Genomic DNA, 19,171 nt, shown 5'->3' with positions numbered 1-19,171 from the left:
TCGGTGAGCTCCGTCGTCGGCATCGTCACGGGCGCGAGCGTCACGGGTCTCGTGCTCGTGGCTCTCCGCCCAGCGGACACCGCGATGACGAGCGGCAACGATCGACCCGGGCCGCTGAGGGAGTAGTCGACGCGCGCAGCCCGGCCGGGGTGCGGTGTGCGGCCGGACGACCGACGTCACCGGCCCGGCCTTCGACCCGGACGCGGCCCGTCGGCTGACCGCCGCGCTACGACGCCTGGTCATCGACCGCGTCCGGCGTAGGCAGGCGGAACCGGCCCGGCGGCCGGCGACGTCGCAGGTCACGCACGACAGCACCCCGCGCCGGGCTGGCGCCACCGGGCCGGCGCTTCCGTTACGGGCGTGCCCCGCTGTCGACGGACATCTCGCCGAGCTCGGACCAGTCGTCCTGTGGGATCACCGTGTTGACGATGCGCGGGGTGGCGACGAGGTGCGGCGGCAGCTCGCGCTGGGCTGTCTTGAAGTGGTCGGACTGGACATGTGCCGCGCCGGCCTCGTTGTCGCGGAACGCCTCGACGAGGACGTACTCCGTCGGGTCGTCGACGCTGCGCGACCAGTCGAACCACAGGCAGCCAGGCTCGGCCCGCGTCGCCTCGGTGAAGGCGCGGCTGATCTCTGGCCAGCGGTCCGCGTCCTCGGGGCGGACCTGGAACTTGGCGGTGATGAAGATCATGGATAGATCCTTCCTGGTGTCGGCTTCGGTTGTGCGGGCAGGTCGCCCTGTCCCGGTCGGCGGGCCGAGTGCGGTCGAGAATCCTTGGAGGAGGTTGGCCCGCCCGGCGTCGCGGTGCGCGTACCCGTCCGGTCGGTCCGCTCGATCCCGCCCGCCACCTGCGGCGCGGCGCCTCCGCTTCCACACTTCGGGTGCCGTCTGCGGGGCGAGTTCGATGTCATTGTGCAACAGCGACAGGCGAACCGTGCGTGGTCGAGCGGGTCGGGCACGGGCGGGGCGCGTGGCTGCCGCTCCGCGCCGCCGTGGAAGCCCAGGCGTTCCGCGTTCTGGCGCAACGCCGGCACGTGCCGCCGGCGGCGACAGAGGCGATCACCGCACTGAACCGGATCAGTTCTCGTTCGCCGCAACGCGATTTCGTCGAGGCTGATCTCGCCTTCCACTCCGCGATCGTGCACGGCACCCGGAATGCTCGGCTCATCCGCGTACACGACGGCCTACGGGCGGAGATCCTCCTGCTGTTGGCCCAACTCGCGATCAGGTACCCCAGCGTCCGGCAGCTCGCCCGGGAGCACAACGAGCTGGTCACCGCCATCACGCACGGCACGCCGACCGAGGCGGAGGCGACCATCCGCGCCCACCTCGAGCGGGCTGCCGAGTGGCTGGCGGCCCACGCGTCAGCCGTCGAACCCCACCCACGTCCGCGTCGGGCTGCTCCACCGGAAGCGGGGCCGTGAATCCAGGGCCTGTGTCGACGCCGGCCAGGACATTCGCCGATGGCGGCGAGGTCGGCGCCGCAGCGCCTAGAACGCACGGGGGTACGCCGGGCGGGGTCCACGTGGCCCGCGACACCGACGGCACCCTGCCCGAGCGGTGGCCCGTCGCCCGGTCGCCCGACGATTACCCGACAGATGCTGTCCGTCGCCGTTCTCAGCGACCAAGGTGGGTGTCACGGTCCGAGCACGGGGGAGGCGCTGCACGATGAACGCGTTGTCGGAATCCCAGTCGGTGGCAGAACCTCGCCGCCCTGCCGCCGGGCCCGTGGCCGGGCCCGTGGCCGGGCGGGGCGAAGCCCCGTGGAAGGGTTTCGTCCGGCTGGCCCGACTCCGGTTCCTGCTGTACAACCTCCTGCCGGTGGGTCTTGCCGTGGCGGTGTCGGTACACCAGGGCCATCCGCTCGATCTCACGTGGTACGCCGTCGCGCAACTGTTCGCCTGGACGGTCCACGTGATGACGCACTACTGCAACGAGTACTTCGACCTGGCGGCCGACCGCGCGAACGTCTACTTCACGCCGTGGACGGGTGGCAGCCGGGCGCTCGTGGACGGGGTGGTCGCACCCGTGGTGTCACTGCGCGCCGGAATCGTCCTGCTCGGCGTGTCGGCGCTGATGGTGGCTGCCATGCCGTCCTGGCAGGCGCGCGTGCTCGCCACCGCGGCCGTGGTGCTGGCCTGGTTCTACACGGCACCACCGTTGCGGCTGAACTACCGGGGCGCGGGAGAGATGACGGTCGCCGCGATCCTCAACGGCCTGTGGCCGGCCGTCGCGGTGGTGCTCCAGAGCGGCACCGTACCGATGCTGCTGCTGGCCGTGCTGGCACCCACCGCGGTGCTGCAGGTGGCGCGGATGATGGTGATGAACCTGGGCGACCGCCGATCGGACGCGATGGTCGGCAAGCGCACGCTGCCCGTCATCATCGGTTACCGACCGGCGGTGCGGGTGATCGTCGGGGCGCAACTGGTCGGGTACGCGACGCTCACCGTCTTCGCGGTGCTCGGCTGGGTGCCGTGGCTGGTCTGGGCCGCGATGGCCGCCACCGCACCGCTGTCGGCCTGGCTCGTCGGGCAGCTCCGGGGCGCCGCGATGCGGGACCTCGACCCCCGGCGCATGACACCGGTGGTGTTCTGGGCCTCGAACCACGTGTCCCTGATCGTCGCGGCGGCGATGCTGGGCGTGATCCTGGATGCGGCGCGCCGCTCCGCGGACGGTGGGGCGCTGGCCGTGCTCGGCGCGGTTCTCGCCGGCTACGGGATGCTGTTCGCCCACCGTCTGTGGTTGGCGCGCCGACACTCCGATCGAGGGCAGGATCTCGCCCAGCGTCCGTGTCCTGAGCCGACTCAACGAGGTTGAGCGGACGGCTCCCGTGGCGCCCCGGTCGCATGACCGGCTTCCGCCTTCGCCGCGACGTCGCCACCGGCGGCCGGTGGGGCCGGTGATCCGTACCGACGTTCAATGAAGTGGTACAGCGGTGTGGCCGCCAGCGTGGTGATGACGGTCATCAGGGCCAGGACCGTGTACAGCGCCGGCGTCACCAGTCCCTTCTCCAGGCCGATGTTCAGCAGGACGAGTTCCATCAGTCCGCGCGCGTTCATCAGGGCGCCGACCGAGGCCGCAGCGCCCCACGGCAGGCCGGCCGTGCGGGCACCCACGGTGCACGCCACGCCCTTGCTCAGGAAGGCCACCACGACCATGATCACCAGGACCAGCAACACCGCGGGATCCGTCAACACGCTGAACTGCGTGGCCAGGCCGGAGTAGACGAAGAACATCGGTAGCAGCAGCCGGACCGTGACCGGCTCGATGGACGCCCGCAGGGCCTCGGTGAAGCGGCCACGAGGTATGGCGGCGCCGAACAGGAAAGCCCCCACCACCGCGTAGATCCCGACCGCCTCGGTGTACGCGGCACAGAGCAGCAGAATGATCATCGTGGTGACGAGGCCGGCGGGGCGCAGCCCGTTGTCGTCCATGGCCCACCGGGCGAGCCTGGCGAACAGGGCGCGACCCGCGGTCAGGACCACGAGGACGTAGACCACGCCGCCGCCGAGGGCGAGCAGCGCGACCGACGCGTCGCCCTGGGCCGAGGAGACCACCACGGCGAGCAGGACCCAGGCGACGGTGTCGTCGACGGCGGCGCATGCCAGGGCCACGGTCCCGGTGGGGCTGCCGCCGAGATTGTTCTCGTGGATGATGCGCGCCAACATCGGAAAGGCGGTGATCGCCATCGCCGTGCCGACGAAGAGGGCGGCCTGCCAGGCGGCCACCTTCCCGTCGAAGAACGTCGGGTTGCTGGCCAGCACCCAGCCCAGCACCGCGCCGGTGACGATCGGTGCGATGACGCCGGCGACGGACGAGCCGAGCGCCGAACGGAGGTGTCCGGTCAGCACGTCGGTACGGAACGACATCCCGACGACGAACATGTACAGGACCAGACCGAGCTGACCGGCCACGTAGAGCACGATCAGCGAAGGATGGGCGATCCGGCTACCGGCGTCGCCTTCCAGATGCAGCGTGGTCGGGAACAGCCAGCCTTGCAGGGCGGGCAGCACGAGACCGAGCAGGGTGGGCCCCAGCAGGAAGCCCGCGACCATGTCGGCGACGACCTGTGGCTGACCCAGTCGGCGGAGCAGGAGTCCGACCGACCAGCACGTGAACAGCACCACCGCGAGTTGGAGGAAGAAGTGCAGGGACAGGGCGAGATTTGACGGCATCATCACCTCGGCGGTCGCAGGCTTGGGGTGCGGGCAGGAAGAACTGACGCATGCCGTACCGCAGTGGCCGATGCCGGTACCGGCGGGGAGCCGCGCAGTTCGCCGATGACCACGAGGTGATCGCCGGCCGGATCGGTGGGCACCACATCGAGGTCCGCGGTGGCGCGCGCGCCGTCGGTCGGCCAGGACGGCCTCCCGGCGGGGATGTTCGCGGCCGTACGCGCGAGAACTCGTGCTGCCGGAATGTGGACGCGCGCGTCGCGCCGTCGTCGTGCGGCAGGTCGAGCGAGAAATTGGCGTAACTCGGCGCGGCGCCGGACGTCGTGTCGGCCGTTCGCGCACCGCTGAGAAGTGGCGGCGGCAGGCGCGCATTTCCACCGGCGAGCAGGTCGTTGTCCGTGGCCGACCAGCGTGACCCGCCGGGGCGAGAATGGCAACCCCGGGAGAGTTTACGCATCAGGTCGCGGAAGTCCTCTGGCTTCATCTGTCGTCCTTTCGGGGCGACGGTTCGCCGACGACGCGACTGCGTCAGATAATCGTGTTGTGCAAGCGGATACGTCAACGATTCATCGCTTGGTTCAGCAATCGTGGAGAGTATCTGGCCGCTGGCGACGTGGACCGTACCCGGAGACGGGTGGAGGCGCGGCAGGGCAGGTCGGTGCGTCGGGAGCCATGTAGTTCCTGGTAGCTGCCACTGCTCGGGTGGCTGCGGATCGGCTTCGAAGCACTGGTGGGTTCCTCGCCCGGCCGGTCGGACCGACGGCGAACTCGGCCGGTGTGGCGCCGGCTCGCGTTGATGCGTGGTGCCGGGCGAATTTCCCGTGGGCGTTCGCCGGGGCGGGTGACGAAGGTGCGGCAACGAGAAATGGGCGCGCAGGAAATCCCACGTCTCGGGTGGCCCGTCGGGGGCATCGGCGTCGCAGAGAAATCGATCACCGCTGGTCGGAGCGGAGATCACTGATGTGCGTGTGGTTGGCGTGTGCGGCGTGGCTGAAGCGGAGACGTGGTTCGGGATTGTTTCGAGGGGGGTGCCTGCCGGCGGGGCAGTCAGACGGATGTCGATTATCGGGCTCGGCGACCCTTGACCCGATTATCTTTCCTATGCCATTCTCGGTCGTCGGGATTCTTCAGCGTATTCAGGGTCTGACGCTGTCCTTCGATTGCCGTGCGGCAAAATTTCCCCGACCCGTCTGTTGGCGCTGATGTTGAGTCAGCGCCAGGAGCGGCGTCATGCCGCATATCCTTCGGCCCGCCCACCCTCGGCGTGGGCGGCACCGGTGACCCGTCGTTGCCCCGCGACGCTTCGCCGGTCGCCGCGGTGCGCGAGCGGGCGGCGATTCGCCGAGCGGAGGTGTCACCGGGGCGGCTGCTGGTTGGTCTCAAGGGATGCAGAGGCTGAGCAGGAGGAGACGATGTGTCGGACATCCAGGAGCAGATCCGGGAGTTGTACGCCGCCGCGGCGTCGCGCCTGGTGTCGCAGTTGTTCGCGATCACCGGTGACTACGCGGAGGCTCAGGACGTAGTGCAGGACGCCTTCGTACGGGCGCTGGCCCGGCCGGGTCGGTTCGGCCAGGTGGAGCATCCGGAGGCGTGGCTGCGTACGGTGGCCCTCAACATCGCCCGGAGCCGATACCGACGCCGGATGGTCTTCGCCCGGCTGGCGCACTCCGGCCAGCTCGACGGTGGACAGCGGGGGATCGCGGGCATGTCGCCCGACCACGTCGCCCTCGTCACCGCACTCCAGCGGCTGCCGCGCCCGGCCCGTGAGGCCGTCGTGCTGTACCACATCGCGGACATGACGGTGGCCGACGTGGCGGAGGCCTTGGGCTGTTCCGTGGAGGCGGTCAAGACCCGCCTCGTCCGGGCCCGTCGTGCCCTGGCCGTCGGCCTCGACGACACCGCTGACATCGCCACTGTTCGGCCAGCGGTCGTGAACAAGAGAGGTTCTCTCCATGCCTGACCTGGACTTTGCCGGGCTCGACCGGGCCGCCCAGGCGGCCTTCAGACCGGACTTCACCGAGGTGCGGCGCCGGGCGGCACGCCGTAGACGGCACACCCGCGTGGCCGCGGCCTCGCTGACCACGCTTGCGCTGGTCGCTGTCGCCGGGGTCGCCTCCGCCAGTCTGCACCGCGCGGAGCCCCAGGTGTCCGTTCCCGGCCTCGGCGGGACCCCGACGCCCGGCTTCATCCCGACGCCAGCGCCGTCCACCAGCCCTGCCCCCGGTGAGGCCCGGACCCCTCGTCCGGGTCCGGTGGTCGCGGGAGACCTCGACCACTTCTACTTCCGCTGGAAGAACTGCCGGGAGGACGACTGCGTGCTGATGGTGGCGGGCACCGCCGACCGTGGGGCGACCTGGCGCAGCCACGAGCTTCCACTGTCCGGCAACGCGCTGGTCGCCCTCGCCGCGGCCGGGCAGCGCACGCTGATCGCGTCGTACCAGGTCGCCGCCGGGGCCGGAAGCCGGCAGGGCTGGCTCGCGAGCGTCGACGGCGGGGAACGGTGGCGGGAGGTGACGGCGGAAACGGCCGTCCAGGTGCCCGCCGGATGGCGCGTGCTCAACCACATGCTCGGCCCGCGCGCCGACCGGATCGTGGCGGCGGACCCGGCCACGGGTGACGTCGTGCAGGTGGCGCAGACCGCGGGGCTGGAGTTGCCCGCGCTCGCGGAAGACGTGCCGCCCGAGGCGGGCATCTGGGGCAGCGGCTACACGGCCGTGGACACGATCGACGGCCGGCTCGTCGGCCGGGGCAGCGCGATCACGGTGAGCCGCGACGGAGGCCGTACCTGGCAGCGACACGTCTTCGCCGGGTCGCTCACCGCCGGCGACGACGTCGCGCTCGACGTGGCCACCTGGGACGGCCGCACCGTCTACGCCGTCGGCAGCACCGACGGCACACTGGTCGTCCATCGCAGTGGTGACGGCGGCCGGACCTGGCAACGCACCGCCGGCAGCGCAGCCGTCGGTGACCGGCAGCTTCGCGCCTCCGTCCGGTCCGACGGAACGCTGGTCATCCAGGCCGGTCTCGTCGCCGACGACAGGCCGCTGATGTTCAGCAGCGGCGACGGGGGGCAGCGCCTGTCCCCGATGGAGCCCGCGCCCGGCGCGGCGGCCGTACCGGTACCGGGCGGATACGCGCAGGGCGGCTGGCCGCACACCCCGGGCACGTGGTGGTCCGCCGACGGGAATACCTGGTCCTTCCTGGGCGCGCCCGACCTGCCCTGACGCGGGGCTCCCGCCGGGCCGGCAGCGCCCGGCGGGAGCGAGGCGGGACCGGGCAGCGGTGGTGCGGCGAGATCCACGGATGCGTGCGTACCGTCCGCTGCCGACCGCGGCGGCGCGGTCGGGAGTCGCCGCGTCGAGGAAGTCGATGACGAGGGTGGCGAGTTCCGATGCCGGGCCCGCGGCGGCGGACGCGGCGTGGGCGGCCGCTGTGGGCTCAGGTGGTGCCAGGTGGGGGAGCGGCGGCCTCGACGGCCGGCGCGGTCGCCGCCTCCGCGAGCGCGGCCCGGAGGGTGTCGCGCAGCGGCCCGCCGGGGTGCTCGATCCAGTGCTGGACGGCGACGCGCAGGGTGGCCAGGAAGGTCGCCGCCAGGACCCGGGCCCGTAGCTCCGGGTCGGGGCCGGCCAGCCGGTGGACGAACTCGTCGGCGAGTTCGCGCTCGATGGTGGTGTACGCCGCGATCTGCTGGGCGACGAGTCCCGGGTGCCCCCGCAGTTGGCGGCGGCGGACCAGCCAGGAGGGCGGCGTGTTGCCGTACGCCTCCTCGGCGAGGTGTTCGGCGGCCCGGCTCAGCGCGCTCCACGGCGACGCGTCGGGCGGCTGCTGGCGGACCAGCTCCAGCAGTCGGCGCAGCCGTACGGCGTCGCCGTGGAAGATCGCCTCCTCCTTGCTCGAGAAGTAGTTGGAGAACGTCCGGCGGGACACGTTCGCGGCGTCGGCGATCGCCTCGACGGTGACGCGGTCGAGCCCGTGCTCGGAGGCCAGGCGCAGGGCCGCCTCGTGCAGGGCGAGGCGGGTCGCCGCCTTCTTGCGCTCCCGTAGCCCGGTGGACTCGTCCATGCCGACAGCCTAGTGCCGACGTGACTCGTTTCTCATCGCGCAAACTTGCCCAATGGGCAAGATCGGCAGATGCTTGTGTGTGGCAACCATCTGCGATGTGGGGGGAACGGTGGACGGCACCGCTCGTCAACTCGGCACCAGGCTGCACGAACTGGTCAGGACCGTACGGCTGATCCGGCGGCGCCGGGCCGACGTGCGGCCGCTCGTGCCGCTCGGCCTGGTCGGCATGCTCATGCAGATCGACCGGCTTCCTACCGGCTGCCACGCGCGGGAGCTCGCCGCCCGCACCGGGCTGGACCCGTCGACCGTGAGCCGCGCCATCGCCTCGCTCGTCGGGCTCGGCCTGGTCGAGCGGGGCGCCGACCCCACCGACATGCGGGCCAGGGTTCTGACCGTCACCCCCGACGGCCGGGCCGCCCTCGCCGAGATCTTCGACTGGTACGGCGGAGTGCTCGACCGGGCGCTCGCCGACTGGACGCCCGACGAGATCGCGGCGCTGAGCGAGGCGCTCGGCCGGTTCACCCGCGACGTCGAGACCGCCCTCGGACACCACGACAACCTGGAGGCCGCGCGATGAGCGCACCCACCACGACGACCGGCGACGCGCCGATGACGCATCGGCAGACGCTGGAGGCGCTCAGCGGCCTGCTGCTGGTGCTCTTCGTCGCCATGCTCAGCGGCACCGTCGTCTCGACGGCGCTGCCGAAGATCATCGGCGCGCTGAACGGGTCGCAGACCCAGTACACGTGGGTGGTCACCGCCACCCTGCTCACCGCGACCGCGACCACCCCGATCTGGGGCAAGCTCGCCGACCTGTTCAACAAGAAGCTCCTGGTGCAGGTCGCCATCGTCCTCTTCCTGGTCGGCTCGGTGGTCGCCGGCCTCGCCCAGACCGCCGGCCAGCTCATCGCCGCCCGCGCGTTCCAGGGCATCGGCGTCGGCGGCCTCCAGGCCCTCGTCCAGGTCGCCATCGCGGCGATGATCCCGCCGCGGGAGCGCGGCCGGTACAACGGCTACCTCGGTGGCGTCATGGCCGTGGCGACGGTCGGCGGCCCGCTGCTGGGCGGGCTCATCGTCGACACGTCCTGGCTCGGCTGGCGCTGGTGCTTCTTCGTCGGGGTCCCCGTGGCCGTCATCGCGCTCATCCTGCTCCAGTTCACCCTGCACCTACCCACGGTCCGCCGCGACAACGTGAAGATCGACTACCTGGGCGCCACCCTGATCGCCGCCGGGGTCAGCCTGCTCCTCGTCTGGATCTCCTTCGTCGACGACTCGTTCGCCTGGGTCTCCTGGCAGAGCGCGGCCATGGTGGGCGGCGCGGTCCTGCTGCTCGCCCTGGCCGTCCTGGTCGAGACGCGGGCGGACGAGCCGGTGGTCCCGCTCGACCTGGTCCGCCAGCGCACCACCGCCCTGGCCATCCTCGGCAGCCTGGCGGTCGGCATGGCCATGTTCGGCGGCGCCGTCTTCCTCGGCCAGTACTTCCAGATCGGCCGCGGCTACAGCCCGACGGAGGCCGGGCTGCTCACCATCCCGATGATGGCCGGCGTCCTCGGCTCGTCGATCGTCGCCGGGCGACTGATCACCAGGACCGGGAAGATCAAGCCCTACATCCTCGTCGGGGCGGTCGTGCTCGTCGTCGGGTTCGCCCTGCTCGGCACCATCGACCACGAGACGTCGCTGGTGCTGGTCGGCGCGGCCATGTTCATCGTGGGCGTCGGGGTCGGCATGACCATGCAGAACCTCGTCCTCGCCGTGCAGAACACCGTCTCCCTCAAGGACATCGGCGCGGCCAGCTCCACCGTGGCGTTCTTCCGCTCCCTCGGCGGCACCATCGGGGTGTCGGTGCTCGGCGCGGTCCTCGCCCGCCGGGTCACCGAGCAGATCACCACGGACCTCGCCGCCGCGGGCATCCCCACCTCCGGCGGGGGGACCGGCAGCCTCAACATCGACGCCATGCCGGCCGTGGTCCAGCAGATCGTCCGGGCCGCGTACGGCGACGCCACCGGCCACATCTTCCTGATCTCCGCGGCCATCGCCGTCGTCGGCGTGGTCGCGGCGGCCCTGCTCAAGCCGGTCACCCTGCGCACCAGCCTGGACCTGCCGGACGCCGCCACCTCGGCGGCCGTCGCCGCCGACGCCGTCGACGGTGCTCCCGCCTTCGACCAGGTGGACGTGGACGCCGTGGCGAAGGAGGCGCCGGCCCGCCGCTGAGGTCCGGCCCACGCACGCCGGGCCGCCGCCGTCGGATGACGGCGGCGGCCCCGTTCGTCGGCGGGGGAGCGTGGAGCCGGCGTCGGGTCGGCGCACCCGCCCGACGGCGGCGCGGCCGAAGGCGCCGCGCCCTCTCCCGCCACGGGTGCGGGCGGACGCCGGAAACACGTCGGGGAGGGACGGTGACCGTCCCTCCCCGATGTCCGAGCCGCCTCAGGACAGGAACTTGTCCAGGGCCGCCTCGATGGTGCCGGTGTCCGGCGACGCGTACGACTTCATGGTGGTCTTGTTGTACGAGATGAAGCTCGGGCACCGGTTCGCCGGGGCGCTGACGGTGCCGCCGTCGCCGATCTTCTCGCCGGTCTTCGCCGCGTAGAAGGTCAGCTCGTAGCGCGACGAGATGTAGTCGATCGTGACCTGCTTGTCTGAGCTGTCCTTGTACTGGCACTTGCGGGGCGTGCCCTCGCTGCCCTCCACGAACTTCAGGCAGCCGACCACGGAGACCGTCTCGAAGTCGGCGCTCTTGGCGTAGTACGGCTTGTTCGAGGCGATCGACTTCGACGACCAGTACGTCAGCCGGTCGGGGTTGTTCGAGAAGACGTACGCCTTGGCGCCGGCCGCGCCGGAGTAGGGCGCCGCGTTGAGGATCTGGCTGCCCTCGCAGACGTCGGCCAGGTCGCTGGAGTAGCGGGCGGTCACCGCGTTGTTGCTGTTGCCGGGATCCTGCGACTCGGACTCCCCGGGGGTGGGGGTGGCGTCGGTGCTGGGCTCGGTGCCGGGTCCGGTCGGGGTGGCGGACGCGACCGGGGTGGGATCGTCGTCGTTGTTGACGAGGACGAACCCGATGCCGGCGCCGCAGAGCACGAGCAGGACCACCACGGCGGCGGCGGACAGGCCGATGATCAGGCCCTTGTTCGACTTCTGCGGCGGGGGGACGGGGGCCCCGAGCTGCGGTGGCTGCCCTGGCTGGCCGTATCCGGGGTACCCGCCCTGCGGGGCCGGCGGCCCGCTCCACGGGGTGACGTTCGGATCCGGCTGCCCTCCGTACGGAGGGTGACTGTCGGTCATCTGAAGCCCTTATCGCTGTCGACGTGTGCCCAGGCACGGGGATCAAGCAACAGGGTAGTGAGCGCTCCAAATCGCGACAGTTGCCGGCGATCCGGCCGAGGTCCAGGTCATAGCCGCCGCGAAACCGCCATCACTCTTTGTATAGAAGGTGACTGCCGTACGTCGAGGGCCCCGGCGGCGGCCCGGGGGTCGTCGGAGACGTGGATCCGTGCAACCGCGCGGGCTTTCGCTCCTCGCGCCGCTCGGATGCGGACACCGCGTCAGGCGCGCCTTCCCGTGGCGAGGATCACCCATGCCGCCGGTCCGCGATGTGGACGGGGTCGCACGGCCGGGCGGGCCTCGGCCGGGGCGCGCTGTGGCCCGCTGTCGGGCGCGGTGGTGCCGCCGCCGTCGCCATCCCGTCCCGACGGTCAGGCCAAGATGTCGACGTATCTCAATGTGATGCCAGTTTGCGCAAGGCCTTCACGTGCGGTCTCTTCAACATCGTCCTCACATCGTGAACACCAAGGAAATATACGGCGATGAATATGGTGGCTAAGGTTTCCTCATCGTCCACCGCCTGCCGGGTGCGCCACGAGCCACCCGAAGGCCACGACAGTAGGAGGACCGGGAGATGACACTCCCTCGCACTCGACGGCGTACCCTCGCCGGCGCGGTCGGCGTGCTCGCCAGCGCCGCCATGGTCACCACCATGATCGGCGCCCCGGCGGCAGCCGCCTCGGCGACCGGCGAGATCCGCAGCGCCGGCGGCGCGACGGCCGTGGCCGACAGCTACATCGTGGTACTCAAGGACAGCAGCGTCGGCGGTCGGGCCGGCACCCGGCAGGCCGAGGTGCGCAGCAGCGCCGACTCGCTGGCCGCGCGCTTCGGCGGGACGGTCGGGCACGTCTACGGCGACGCGCTCAACGGCTTCGAGGTGCGGCTGTCGGAGCAGGCCGCCAAGCGGCTCGCCGCGCACCCCGCCGTCGACTACGTCGAGCAGAACCACACCGTGACGACGACGGCCACCCAGACCAACCCGCCGTGGGGCCTGGACCGCATCGACCAGCGGGCCCTGCCGCTCAGCCGCACGTACACCTACAACAGCAGCGGCACCGGCGTCACCGCGTACATCATCGACACCGGCATCCGGACCACCCACGTCGACTTCGCCGGCCAGGCCGTGCACGGCTACGACGCGGTCGACAACGCGCTGCCGGCCACCGACTGCAACGGCCACGGCACGCACGTGGCGGGCACCGTCGGCGGCAACACCTACGGCGTCGCGAAGAACGTCCGGCTGGTGGCCGTACGGGTGCTGAACTGCTCCGGCAGCGGCACCTGGGCGCAGGTCATCGCCGGCATCAACTGGGTGACCTCGAACCACCAGGCGGGCCAGCCGGCGGTGGCCAACATGAGCCTCGGCGGCTCCTACAACGGCTCGCTGAACAGCGCCGTGGCGAACTCCATCGCCGACGGCATCAGCTACGCCGTGGCCTCCGGCAACTCGAACGCCAACGCCTGCAACTACTCGCCGGCCTCGGTCCCGACGGCCCTCACCGTCAACGCCTCGCAGAGCAACGACGCGCGGGCCTCGTTCTCCAACTGGGGCACCTGCACCGACATGTTCGCCCCCGGCGTGGGCGTCCTGTCGGCCTGGTCCACCAGCGACACCGCCACCTCGTCCATCAGCGGCACCTCGATGGCCTCGCCGCACGTCGCCGGCGCAGCCGCCCGGGTGCTCAGCGTCAACCCGACCTGGACGCCCGCCCAGGTCCACTCGTACCTGGTCAGCCAGGCCACGCTCAACGTGATCACCAACCCGGGCAGCGGCTCGCCGAACCGGCTGCTCTACCTCGCCCCGACCTTCTGACCGTCCGCGTCGCACCGGCCCCGAGGCGTCCCGCCCCGGGGCCGGCCCGCGTCCGGGCCGATCCCTCGCCGCCTCCCCGGCGGTGTCCGCCGAGCCCGGGCGCCGGTCGGTGCGGGGCCGCCGTCCTGCGGTCGCCCGCGCGCCGGCAGACTTGCCGGATGTCCTCGACGATGCTGGTGGCCGGCCCGGAGCTGGCCGTCGCCCTGGTCGCCCTGGCCGTGGTGGCGGCCGTCGTGGTCCGGGCCGGTGGGCTCGGGCACGGTCGGCAGGTGCTGGTCGCCGCGGGCCGCGCCGCGATCCAGTTGGCGGCCGTGTCGCTGCTGATCACCGCCATCGTGGCGTCGCTGTGGGCGACGGCGGCCTTCGTCGTGCTGATGTGCGCGGTGGCGGCCGCCACCTCCGGCCGGCGGATCACCGGCGGGTGGAACTGGTGGGCGGGCGTGCCGATCGCGGCGGGGAGCATGGCGGTGGTGGCGGGGCTGCTGTCGGCGGGGCTCGTGCCGCTGCGGGGGATCGCCGTGATCCCGGTGGCGGGAATCCTCATCGGCGGGGCGATGACCGCGACGTCGCTGGCGGGCCGGCGGGTTCTGGACGAACTCACCGCCCGCGGGGGAGAGGTGGAGGCCGCCCTTGCGTTGGGGCTGCCGGCACGGGACGCCGTCCTGTTGGTGTGCCGTCCGGTGGCCGGCCAGGCGCTGGTGCCGGCGCTGGACCAGACCCGCACGGTGGGCCTGGTGACGCTGCCCGGCGCCTTCGTCGGGGTGCTGCTGGGCGGCGCCAGTCCGCTCACGGCCGGGATCACGCAGCTGGTCGTGCTGGTCGGACTCCTCGCGGTGGAGGCGGTCGCGGTCGTCCTCACCGTCGAACTCGCCGCCCGCGGCCGGCTGCGCCCGGCCCGGGCGGAGCTGCTCCCGTTCGACCTGCGGGCGGACGGGAACGGCCGGCGGGTCCGGGCCTGGCGCCGAGGGCGGCCCGGACCCGCCGACCGTCAGGCCGGTACGGGGTGATCCGCCTCGAACCGGGCCCGGGTCAGGAACGCCAACCGGGCCCGCTTGTCGGGCATGTCGACCTCGTCGCCGAAGGTGAAGCCCTCCCGCTCCAGCCGGTCCAGCGCGCGCTGGTTGCGCACGTCCGGCTCGACCACGATCCGCTGCCGGGTGGGGTCGCTGAACAGGTAGCGGGCGAGGGCGGGGCCGATGGCGGTGGTGAGGCCGCGCGGCGGACGGTTGCCGGGCGCGAGCAGCAGGTGCATCCCGACGTCGCCGGGCCGGACGGTGTAGCGCTCGCCGACCGGGTCCGCCTCCGGCTGGTAGGTCTGGAACAGGCCGATCGGCGTGTCGTCGAGCATGATCAGGTACGCGTGGTGGGTGGCGAGCCCGTCGACGAACTCGTAGATCTTCCGCACGTCGTCCACCGAGTGCGAACCCATGCCCCAGAACGACGCCCGCGGCTCGGTCACCCAGCCGTGCACCAGTTCCGCGTGGCGCTTCGGGTCCAGCACGACGAGCGACAGCTCGCCGAATCCGGGGATCTTCTCCTGATAGGTCACGGTGTCTCTCCTGCTTCCGGGGTGAGTTCTCGCCAGTCGGTGACCACCGGGACCAGTTCGCCGCCGGCCCACAGTGGGAGTTGGTCGTCGAAGTGCGGGTCACCGGGCCGTCCGGAGGCGCCGAACGGCACGACCCAGCGGCTGTCCGCGCGGTCGGTCAGGTCCCACACGTAGCGGGCCACCGGGCCGCGCCAGCACGCGTCGGACACGCCCGGGACGCTGGAGGTGGCCAGCACGCAGTCGGTGTCGCCGGCCAGCGCGACCCGTTCCCGCATCGCGCGTACCGCCGCGTCGACCGCCGGCTCCACGCCGAGGTGGACCGGGTGCAGCACGTGCCGCCGGCCCCACGGCCCGGGCGGGTCGCCCGCCGCGACGTCCGCCAGCGCCCCGGCCGCCACCGGGCCGACGTCCCCGCCGAGGCGGTGCAGCCCGGCGACGACCCCGTCGAGGGCGTGGCCGATGCGCGACAGCGAATCTGTCCACGGCGCGAACAGCGGGTCGAACGCGCTCGGGGCGCGCAGCGGGCGCAGGCACGGCTCGTCGTGCAGCCGGCGGACCAGGGCGGCGCGCCAGGCGGCGAAGGCGCCGGCGTCCGTGCTGTCGGCCCCCATCCGCCCGTCCCACGCGAGCAGGCGCTCCCGCAGGCGCCGCGCCGGCTCGCCGAGGCCGGCGGGGTCCAGGCGGTCGAGCACGCCGCGCAGGGCCGCGGCCTCCAGCCGGGTGTCCATGTGTACGGCCGCCGCGCCGGCGCCCTCGGCGAGCAGGGCGCGGATGCGGCGCGCGCGGTGCGGCGGGGCGAAGTCGACGCCGAGGTCGGCGGTGTCGGGGCGCCGGTCGTTGGCGCAGACCGCCACCCCGTCGACGGCGGTGCGGCGCGGCGGCGCGTAGCCGCCGTGCCACCGGTACCGCGGATCCCAGCCGGGCACCGGCTCCCGCCGGCACCGGTCGTCGCGGATCGGGACGAGGCCCGCGACCAGGTGGACCACGGCCCCGTGCCGGTCCGCGACGAGGACGCTGTTGACCGGCTCGACCCAGTCCCGCAGCGCGTCGGCGACGTCGTCGGCGCTTCTCGCCCGCAGCAGCGGCAGCAGCGCGTCGAAGCCGAGGCGCCCCTCGACCCGGCTCGGGGTGCGCAGGCTGATCGCCTCGCCGGTGTCCCGGTCGTGGTCGACGACCGGCCCGCGGGGCGTCTCGACCACCTCGACGGACTCCGGCTCGCCGCCGCGTACCTCGATCCGCTCGACGTGGCGGTGCGCCGGCGCCCAGCCGTCCGCCTCGCGGACCAGCACCCGGTCGCCGTCGCGGCGCACCTGTTCCCGGTAGAGGTCCTGGTAGTCGGCCATCGCGTTGGTGACCGCCCAGGCCACCTCGCCCGCGTGTCCGAAGTGGGGCAGGCCCGGGACGCCGGGGAACGCGAAGCCGAGCACGTCGAACTCGGGGCAGGCGAGGCGCACCTGCTGGTAGATGCCGGGCAGTTCGAGGACGCGGTGGGGATCGCCGGCGACGACCGGCGCCCGGCCGGTGACCGGGTCACCGGGCACCGCCCAGGCGTTGCTGCCCGACCCGCCGGGGCCCTCGACGGCGAACAGGCCGGTCGCCGCCGGGCCGAGGGCGCCGGCGACGTGGGCGTGCCACAGCTTGTTGGGAAAGGTGGAGAAGAGCACGTGCTGGACGAGGAAGACGCCCAGCGGCGACCACGGCCGCCACGGGCCCGGGGCGCAGCCGACCGCCGCGAACTCGGGCGCCGCCGCGGCGCCCTCGGCGAGCCCCTCGTTGACCCCGTCCACATAGGCGGTGACCCACCGCCGGGTGGCGGGGGCGAGCCGGTCGAAGCAGCGCCGCGCGGTGTCGTCGAGGCGGGCGCGGCGGGCGAACCTGTCCCAGCCCAGCTCCGCGGGGCCGACGTGCTCGGCGAGGCGACCCTCCGAGCGCCACCGCTCGACCTCGATCTGCCAGGCCCGGTCGAGCGCGGCCACCCGCCCCTGGAGCCGGGCGAGGTCGTCGACCGTGTCGGCGCGCAGGTGGGGGACGCCCCACCGGTCGCGATAGACGCCGGTCATCGCGACGCGGGTCGGATGGGCGGCCGTGCCGCCTGCCACAGGAACGTCAACTTAGGTTACCCTCCCCTAACTGAGGCAGACCTTACCTGGAGGGGTGCGTGAAGCGAAACTGGGAAGCCCTGGTGCTGAAGGCGATGGGCGGCCGTGACTTCCGGCTGACCGTGCTCGGCGCCGAATCGGTGGGCGGGAACTACCGCCGCCTGCACATGGACGGCGGCGGGCTGCTGGAGGCGTGCGGCGTGCACCCCACCATGTGGATCCGGCTGTGGTTCGACAACGACGGCCGCCCGCACCAGCGCGCGTACACCCTCGTCGACCCGGACCCGGCGACGGGCCGGTTCGACCTGGAGTTCGCCATCCACGACGGGTGCGCCGCCCGCTGGGCCGCGAACGCCAAGCCCGGCGACACCATCGACGCCACCATGCAGGGCAGCGCGTTCAGCCTGCCGGACCCCGCACCGCGGCACCTCTACCTGGTCGGCGACGCCGCCTCGCTCCCGGCGGTGAACAGCCTGCTCGACGCGGCCCCCGACGTCCCGGCCACGGTCTGGCTGGAGTACGCCGACGACGGCGAGAAGGCCCTGACGCCGCGCGCCCGGGCGGGGCACGAGGTCACGTGGGTGCCGCGCCGCGACGGCGGGCAGCACCTGGTCGACACCGTCTGCGCCGCGCTGCCCGCCGCCGCCGACGCGCACTACTGGGTGGCCTGCGAGGCGGCCAGCACGCGCGGCATCACCAGGCACGTGCGGCGGACGCTGGGCGTCGGCAAACACCAGGTCACCTCGCTGGGCTACTGGAGCGCCCGGTGAAGGACCGGCTCGGCACCCTCACCGCGCTCTACGTCACCCAGTACCTCGGCATCGGCTTCATCACCGTCGGGCTGACCGCCATCCTGCGCGACGGCGGCACCTCCCTCGACACGCTGGCGCTGCTGCAGTTCGTCGGCCTGGTCTGGCCGGTCAAGTTCCTCTGGGCGCCGATCCTCGACCGGTACGGCTCCCGCCGCCGCGGCCACTACCGGTCCTGGCTGCTGGTGCTCCAGGGCGGCCTGGTGCTGGCCCTGCTGGCGCTGCTGCCGTTCGACCGCCCGGCCGAGCAGCTCGGTCCGGTCGTCGCGATCTGCGTCGCGTACGTCTTCCTCTCCGCGACGCAGGACATCGCCGTCGACGCGGTCGCCGTCCGGCTGCTCTCGGAGCGGGCGCGGGGCGCCGGCAACGGGATCCAGGTCGCCGCGAGCTACGTCGGCAACCTGCTCGGGGGCGGCGCCTGCGTGATCGTCTACGACCGGTTCGGCTGGGTGCCCGCGATCCTGCTGCTGGCCGTGCTGACCGCCGTCGGACTGTTGGTGGTGTGGCGGTTCCGGGAGCCCGCCCGCGCCGACCGCGTCCGCACCGGCCAGGCCTACCGGGCGTTGCTGTCCGTGTTCGGCCAGCCCGGCTGCCGGTGGTGGACCTTCGGCGTGGTGCCCCTGGTCTACACCGGAGCCGGCGCGGCGTACGCCCTCGTCACCCCGGCCCTGGTCGACGCGGACTGGTCGCTGGAACGCATCGGCGTGGTGACCGGCGTGGTGACCAGCGTCCCGGCCGTCGCGGCCGGACTGGTCGCCGGGGTCGGGATCGGCCGGTTCGGGCGCGCCGGCGTGCTCGTCGCCGGAGGAGTGGCGCTGGCGGCGTCCACGGCGATGCTGCTGCCGCTGATGAACGGCCGCGCCCCGCTCGGCGGGACGGTCGCCGCCCTGTGCTGCTTCATGGCCGCCTACACGGTCGCCAACGTCGTGCTCTACACGGTCAACATGGACTACTCCCGCCCCGGCACGGGCGGCACGGACTTCACCGTGCTGTCGTCGTTCGGGCTGGTCTGCTCGTTCGTGGCGGCCTCCGTCGCGCTGGCCGCGGCCGATCAGGTCGGTTATCCCGCGGTCGCGGTGGCCGCCATCGTCCTGGTGGGACTCGGCGTCGCGGTGGGCGTGGCGCACCAGCGGCGGTTCCGGCGCTCCGCCGGCGCGGCACCCGGGGAGCGGGTGTTGGCGGCGGCGCCGAACTGAGCGAAATCGATGCGACGCGGCAACATCGTTGACATGAACTTAGGTTAGGGTAACCTAAGTTCGCTCGATCATCGGATACGGCGGAAGGCGACGTCCACGTCCCCCGCACCGCATCCACTCCCGACCGCTGAGGACCCGCATGAGCCTGC

Annotated in this window: 16 protein-coding genes; 10 read left to right on the top strand and 6 right to left on the bottom strand. The window is 72.7% G+C overall.

Annotated features, from left to right (window positions below):
* Positions 1-352 precede the first annotated feature (352 nt).
* Positions 353-691 carry a putative quinol monooxygenase gene (locus tag ACFY23_RS29445; RefSeq protein ID WP_350677490.1) on the bottom strand — a complete coding sequence of 113 codons (339 nt, stop codon included), beginning with the start codon at positions 689-691 and terminating at the stop codon, positions 353-355.
* A 248-nt stretch (positions 692-939) separates the two neighbouring features.
* Here ACFY23_RS29445 and ACFY23_RS29440 point away from each other — a divergent pair, with 248 nt between their 5' ends.
* Both ACFY23_RS29440 and ACFY23_RS29435 read left to right on the top strand, forming a co-directional pair.
* Complete coding sequence (locus ACFY23_RS29440; RefSeq protein WP_350677488.1) at positions 940-1,425, top strand: FCD domain-containing protein; 486 nt, start codon at positions 940-942, stop codon at positions 1,423-1,425.
* Between the two features lie 397 nt (positions 1,426-1,822).
* Positions 1,823-2,818, top strand: coding sequence for a prenyltransferase (locus ACFY23_RS29435; protein ID WP_350819453.1), 996 nt, complete (start codon positions 1,823-1,825; stop codon positions 2,816-2,818).
* Here ACFY23_RS29435 and ACFY23_RS29430 read toward each other — a convergent pair.
* A complete protein-coding gene (locus tag ACFY23_RS29430) occupies positions 2,806-4,176 on the bottom strand; it encodes a cation:proton antiporter (RefSeq protein WP_350677484.1) in 1,371 nt (456 codons plus the stop codon). The genes ACFY23_RS29435 and ACFY23_RS29430 overlap by 13 nt on opposite strands.
* Before the next feature lie 1,414 nt (positions 4,177-5,590).
* On the opposite strand from ACFY23_RS29430, the gene ACFY23_RS29425 reads away from it, so the two are divergent.
* Together ACFY23_RS29425 and ACFY23_RS29420 are read left to right on the top strand one after the other, a co-directional pair.
* Positions 5,591-6,136, top strand: coding sequence for a sigma-70 family RNA polymerase sigma factor (locus ACFY23_RS29425; protein ID WP_350677482.1), 546 nt, complete (start codon positions 5,591-5,593; stop codon positions 6,134-6,136).
* A complete protein-coding gene (locus ACFY23_RS29420; RefSeq protein WP_350677480.1) occupies positions 6,129-7,400 on the top strand; it encodes a hypothetical protein in 1,272 nt (423 codons plus the stop codon). The genes ACFY23_RS29425 and ACFY23_RS29420 overlap by 8 nt, the downstream gene beginning before the upstream one ends.
* A 214-nt stretch (positions 7,401-7,614) precedes the next feature.
* On the opposite strand, the gene ACFY23_RS29415 is transcribed toward ACFY23_RS29420, so the two are convergent.
* The gene (locus ACFY23_RS29415; RefSeq protein ID WP_350677478.1) at positions 7,615-8,238 is read right to left on the bottom strand and encodes a TetR family transcriptional regulator; all 624 of its coding nucleotides are present in this window, start codon (positions 8,236-8,238) and stop codon (positions 7,615-7,617) included.
* Positions 8,239-8,335: 97 nt separating this feature from the next.
* Between ACFY23_RS29415 and ACFY23_RS29410 the strand changes: the two genes are divergently transcribed.
* Complete coding sequence (locus tag ACFY23_RS29410; RefSeq protein WP_350677476.1) at positions 8,336-8,815, top strand: MarR family winged helix-turn-helix transcriptional regulator; 480 nt, start codon at positions 8,336-8,338, stop codon at positions 8,813-8,815.
* Positions 8,812-10,449, top strand: coding sequence for an MDR family MFS transporter (locus ACFY23_RS29405; protein ID WP_350677474.1), 1,638 nt, complete (start codon positions 8,812-8,814; stop codon positions 10,447-10,449). Before ACFY23_RS29410 ends, ACFY23_RS29405 begins: the two co-directional genes overlap by 4 nt.
* 213 nt (positions 10,450-10,662) lie before the next feature.
* Here ACFY23_RS29405 and ACFY23_RS29400 read toward each other — a convergent pair whose 3' ends face one another.
* Positions 10,663-11,517 (bottom strand): hypothetical protein, encoded by an 855-nt coding sequence (locus tag ACFY23_RS29400; RefSeq protein WP_350684877.1) that lies wholly within the window; start codon positions 11,515-11,517, stop codon positions 10,663-10,665.
* A 613-nt stretch (positions 11,518-12,130) separates the two neighbouring features.
* Between ACFY23_RS29400 and ACFY23_RS29395 the strand changes: the two genes are divergently transcribed.
* Positions 12,131-13,369, top strand: a complete 1,239-nt coding sequence (locus ACFY23_RS29395; RefSeq protein ID WP_350684878.1) for a S8 family peptidase — start codon at positions 12,131-12,133, stop codon at positions 13,367-13,369.
* Between the two features lie 158 nt (positions 13,370-13,527).
* The gene (locus ACFY23_RS29390; RefSeq protein ID WP_350684879.1) at positions 13,528-14,376 is read left to right on the top strand and encodes an ABC transporter permease; all 849 of its coding nucleotides are present in this window, start codon (positions 13,528-13,530) and stop codon (positions 14,374-14,376) included.
* On the opposite strand, the gene ACFY23_RS29385 is transcribed toward ACFY23_RS29390, so the two are convergent.
* Together ACFY23_RS29385 and ACFY23_RS29380 are read right to left on the bottom strand one after the other, a co-directional pair.
* Positions 14,358-14,918, bottom strand: a complete 561-nt coding sequence (locus tag ACFY23_RS29385; RefSeq protein WP_350684880.1) for a GNAT family N-acetyltransferase — start codon at positions 14,916-14,918, stop codon at positions 14,358-14,360. The two genes, ACFY23_RS29390 and ACFY23_RS29385, sit on opposite strands and share 19 nt — an antisense overlap.
* A complete protein-coding gene (locus tag ACFY23_RS29380) occupies positions 14,915-16,978 on the bottom strand; it encodes a penicillin acylase family protein (protein WP_350684881.1) in 2,064 nt (687 codons plus the stop codon). Before ACFY23_RS29380 ends, ACFY23_RS29385 begins: the two co-directional genes overlap by 4 nt.
* Positions 16,979-17,076: 98 nt before the next feature.
* On the opposite strand from ACFY23_RS29380, the gene ACFY23_RS29375 reads away from it, so the two are divergent.
* Both ACFY23_RS29375 and ACFY23_RS29370 read left to right on the top strand, forming a co-directional pair.
* Positions 17,077-17,787, top strand: a complete 711-nt coding sequence (locus tag ACFY23_RS29375) for a siderophore-interacting protein (RefSeq protein WP_350684882.1) — start codon at positions 17,077-17,079, stop codon at positions 17,785-17,787.
* Positions 17,784-19,022, top strand: a complete 1,239-nt coding sequence (locus ACFY23_RS29370) for an MFS transporter (protein WP_350684883.1) — start codon at positions 17,784-17,786, stop codon at positions 19,020-19,022. Before ACFY23_RS29375 ends, ACFY23_RS29370 begins: the two co-directional genes overlap by 4 nt.
* The last annotated feature ends 149 nt before the right edge of the window (positions 19,023-19,171 follow it).

The sequence above is a fragment of the Micromonospora sp. NPDC000121 genome (assembly GCF_042899165.1).
Lineage (GTDB): Bacteria > Actinomycetota > Actinomycetes > Mycobacteriales > Micromonosporaceae > Micromonospora.
This window is presented reverse-complemented; position numbering and strand designations above follow the sequence as displayed.

Excerpts from the sequence above, each read along its gene's own strand:
- ACFY23_RS29445 (WP_350677490.1), bottom strand. The coding sequence starts at position 691 with ATGATCTTCATCACCGCCAAGTTCCAGGTCCGCCCCGAGGACGCGGAC.
- ACFY23_RS29430 (WP_350677484.1), bottom strand. The coding sequence starts at position 4,176 with ATGCCGTCAAATCTCGCCCTGTCCCTGCACTTCTTCCTCCAACTCGCG.
- ACFY23_RS29420 (WP_350677480.1), top strand. The coding sequence starts at position 6,129 with ATGCCTGACCTGGACTTTGCCGGGCTCGACCGGGCCGCCCAGGCGGCC.
- ACFY23_RS29415 (WP_350677478.1), bottom strand. The coding sequence starts at position 8,238 with ATGGACGAGTCCACCGGGCTACGGGAGCGCAAGAAGGCGGCGACCCGC.
- ACFY23_RS29405 (WP_350677474.1), top strand. The coding sequence starts at position 8,812 with ATGAGCGCACCCACCACGACGACCGGCGACGCGCCGATGACGCATCGG.
- ACFY23_RS29400 (WP_350684877.1), bottom strand. The coding sequence starts at position 11,517 with ATGACCGACAGTCACCCTCCGTACGGAGGGCAGCCGGATCCGAACGTC.
- ACFY23_RS29395 (WP_350684878.1), top strand. The coding sequence starts at position 12,131 with ATGACACTCCCTCGCACTCGACGGCGTACCCTCGCCGGCGCGGTCGGC.
- ACFY23_RS29390 (WP_350684879.1), top strand. The coding sequence starts at position 13,528 with ATGTCCTCGACGATGCTGGTGGCCGGCCCGGAGCTGGCCGTCGCCCTG.
- ACFY23_RS29380 (WP_350684881.1), bottom strand. The coding sequence starts at position 16,978 with ATGACCGGCGTCTATCGCGACCGGTGGGGCGTCCCCCACCTGCGCGCC.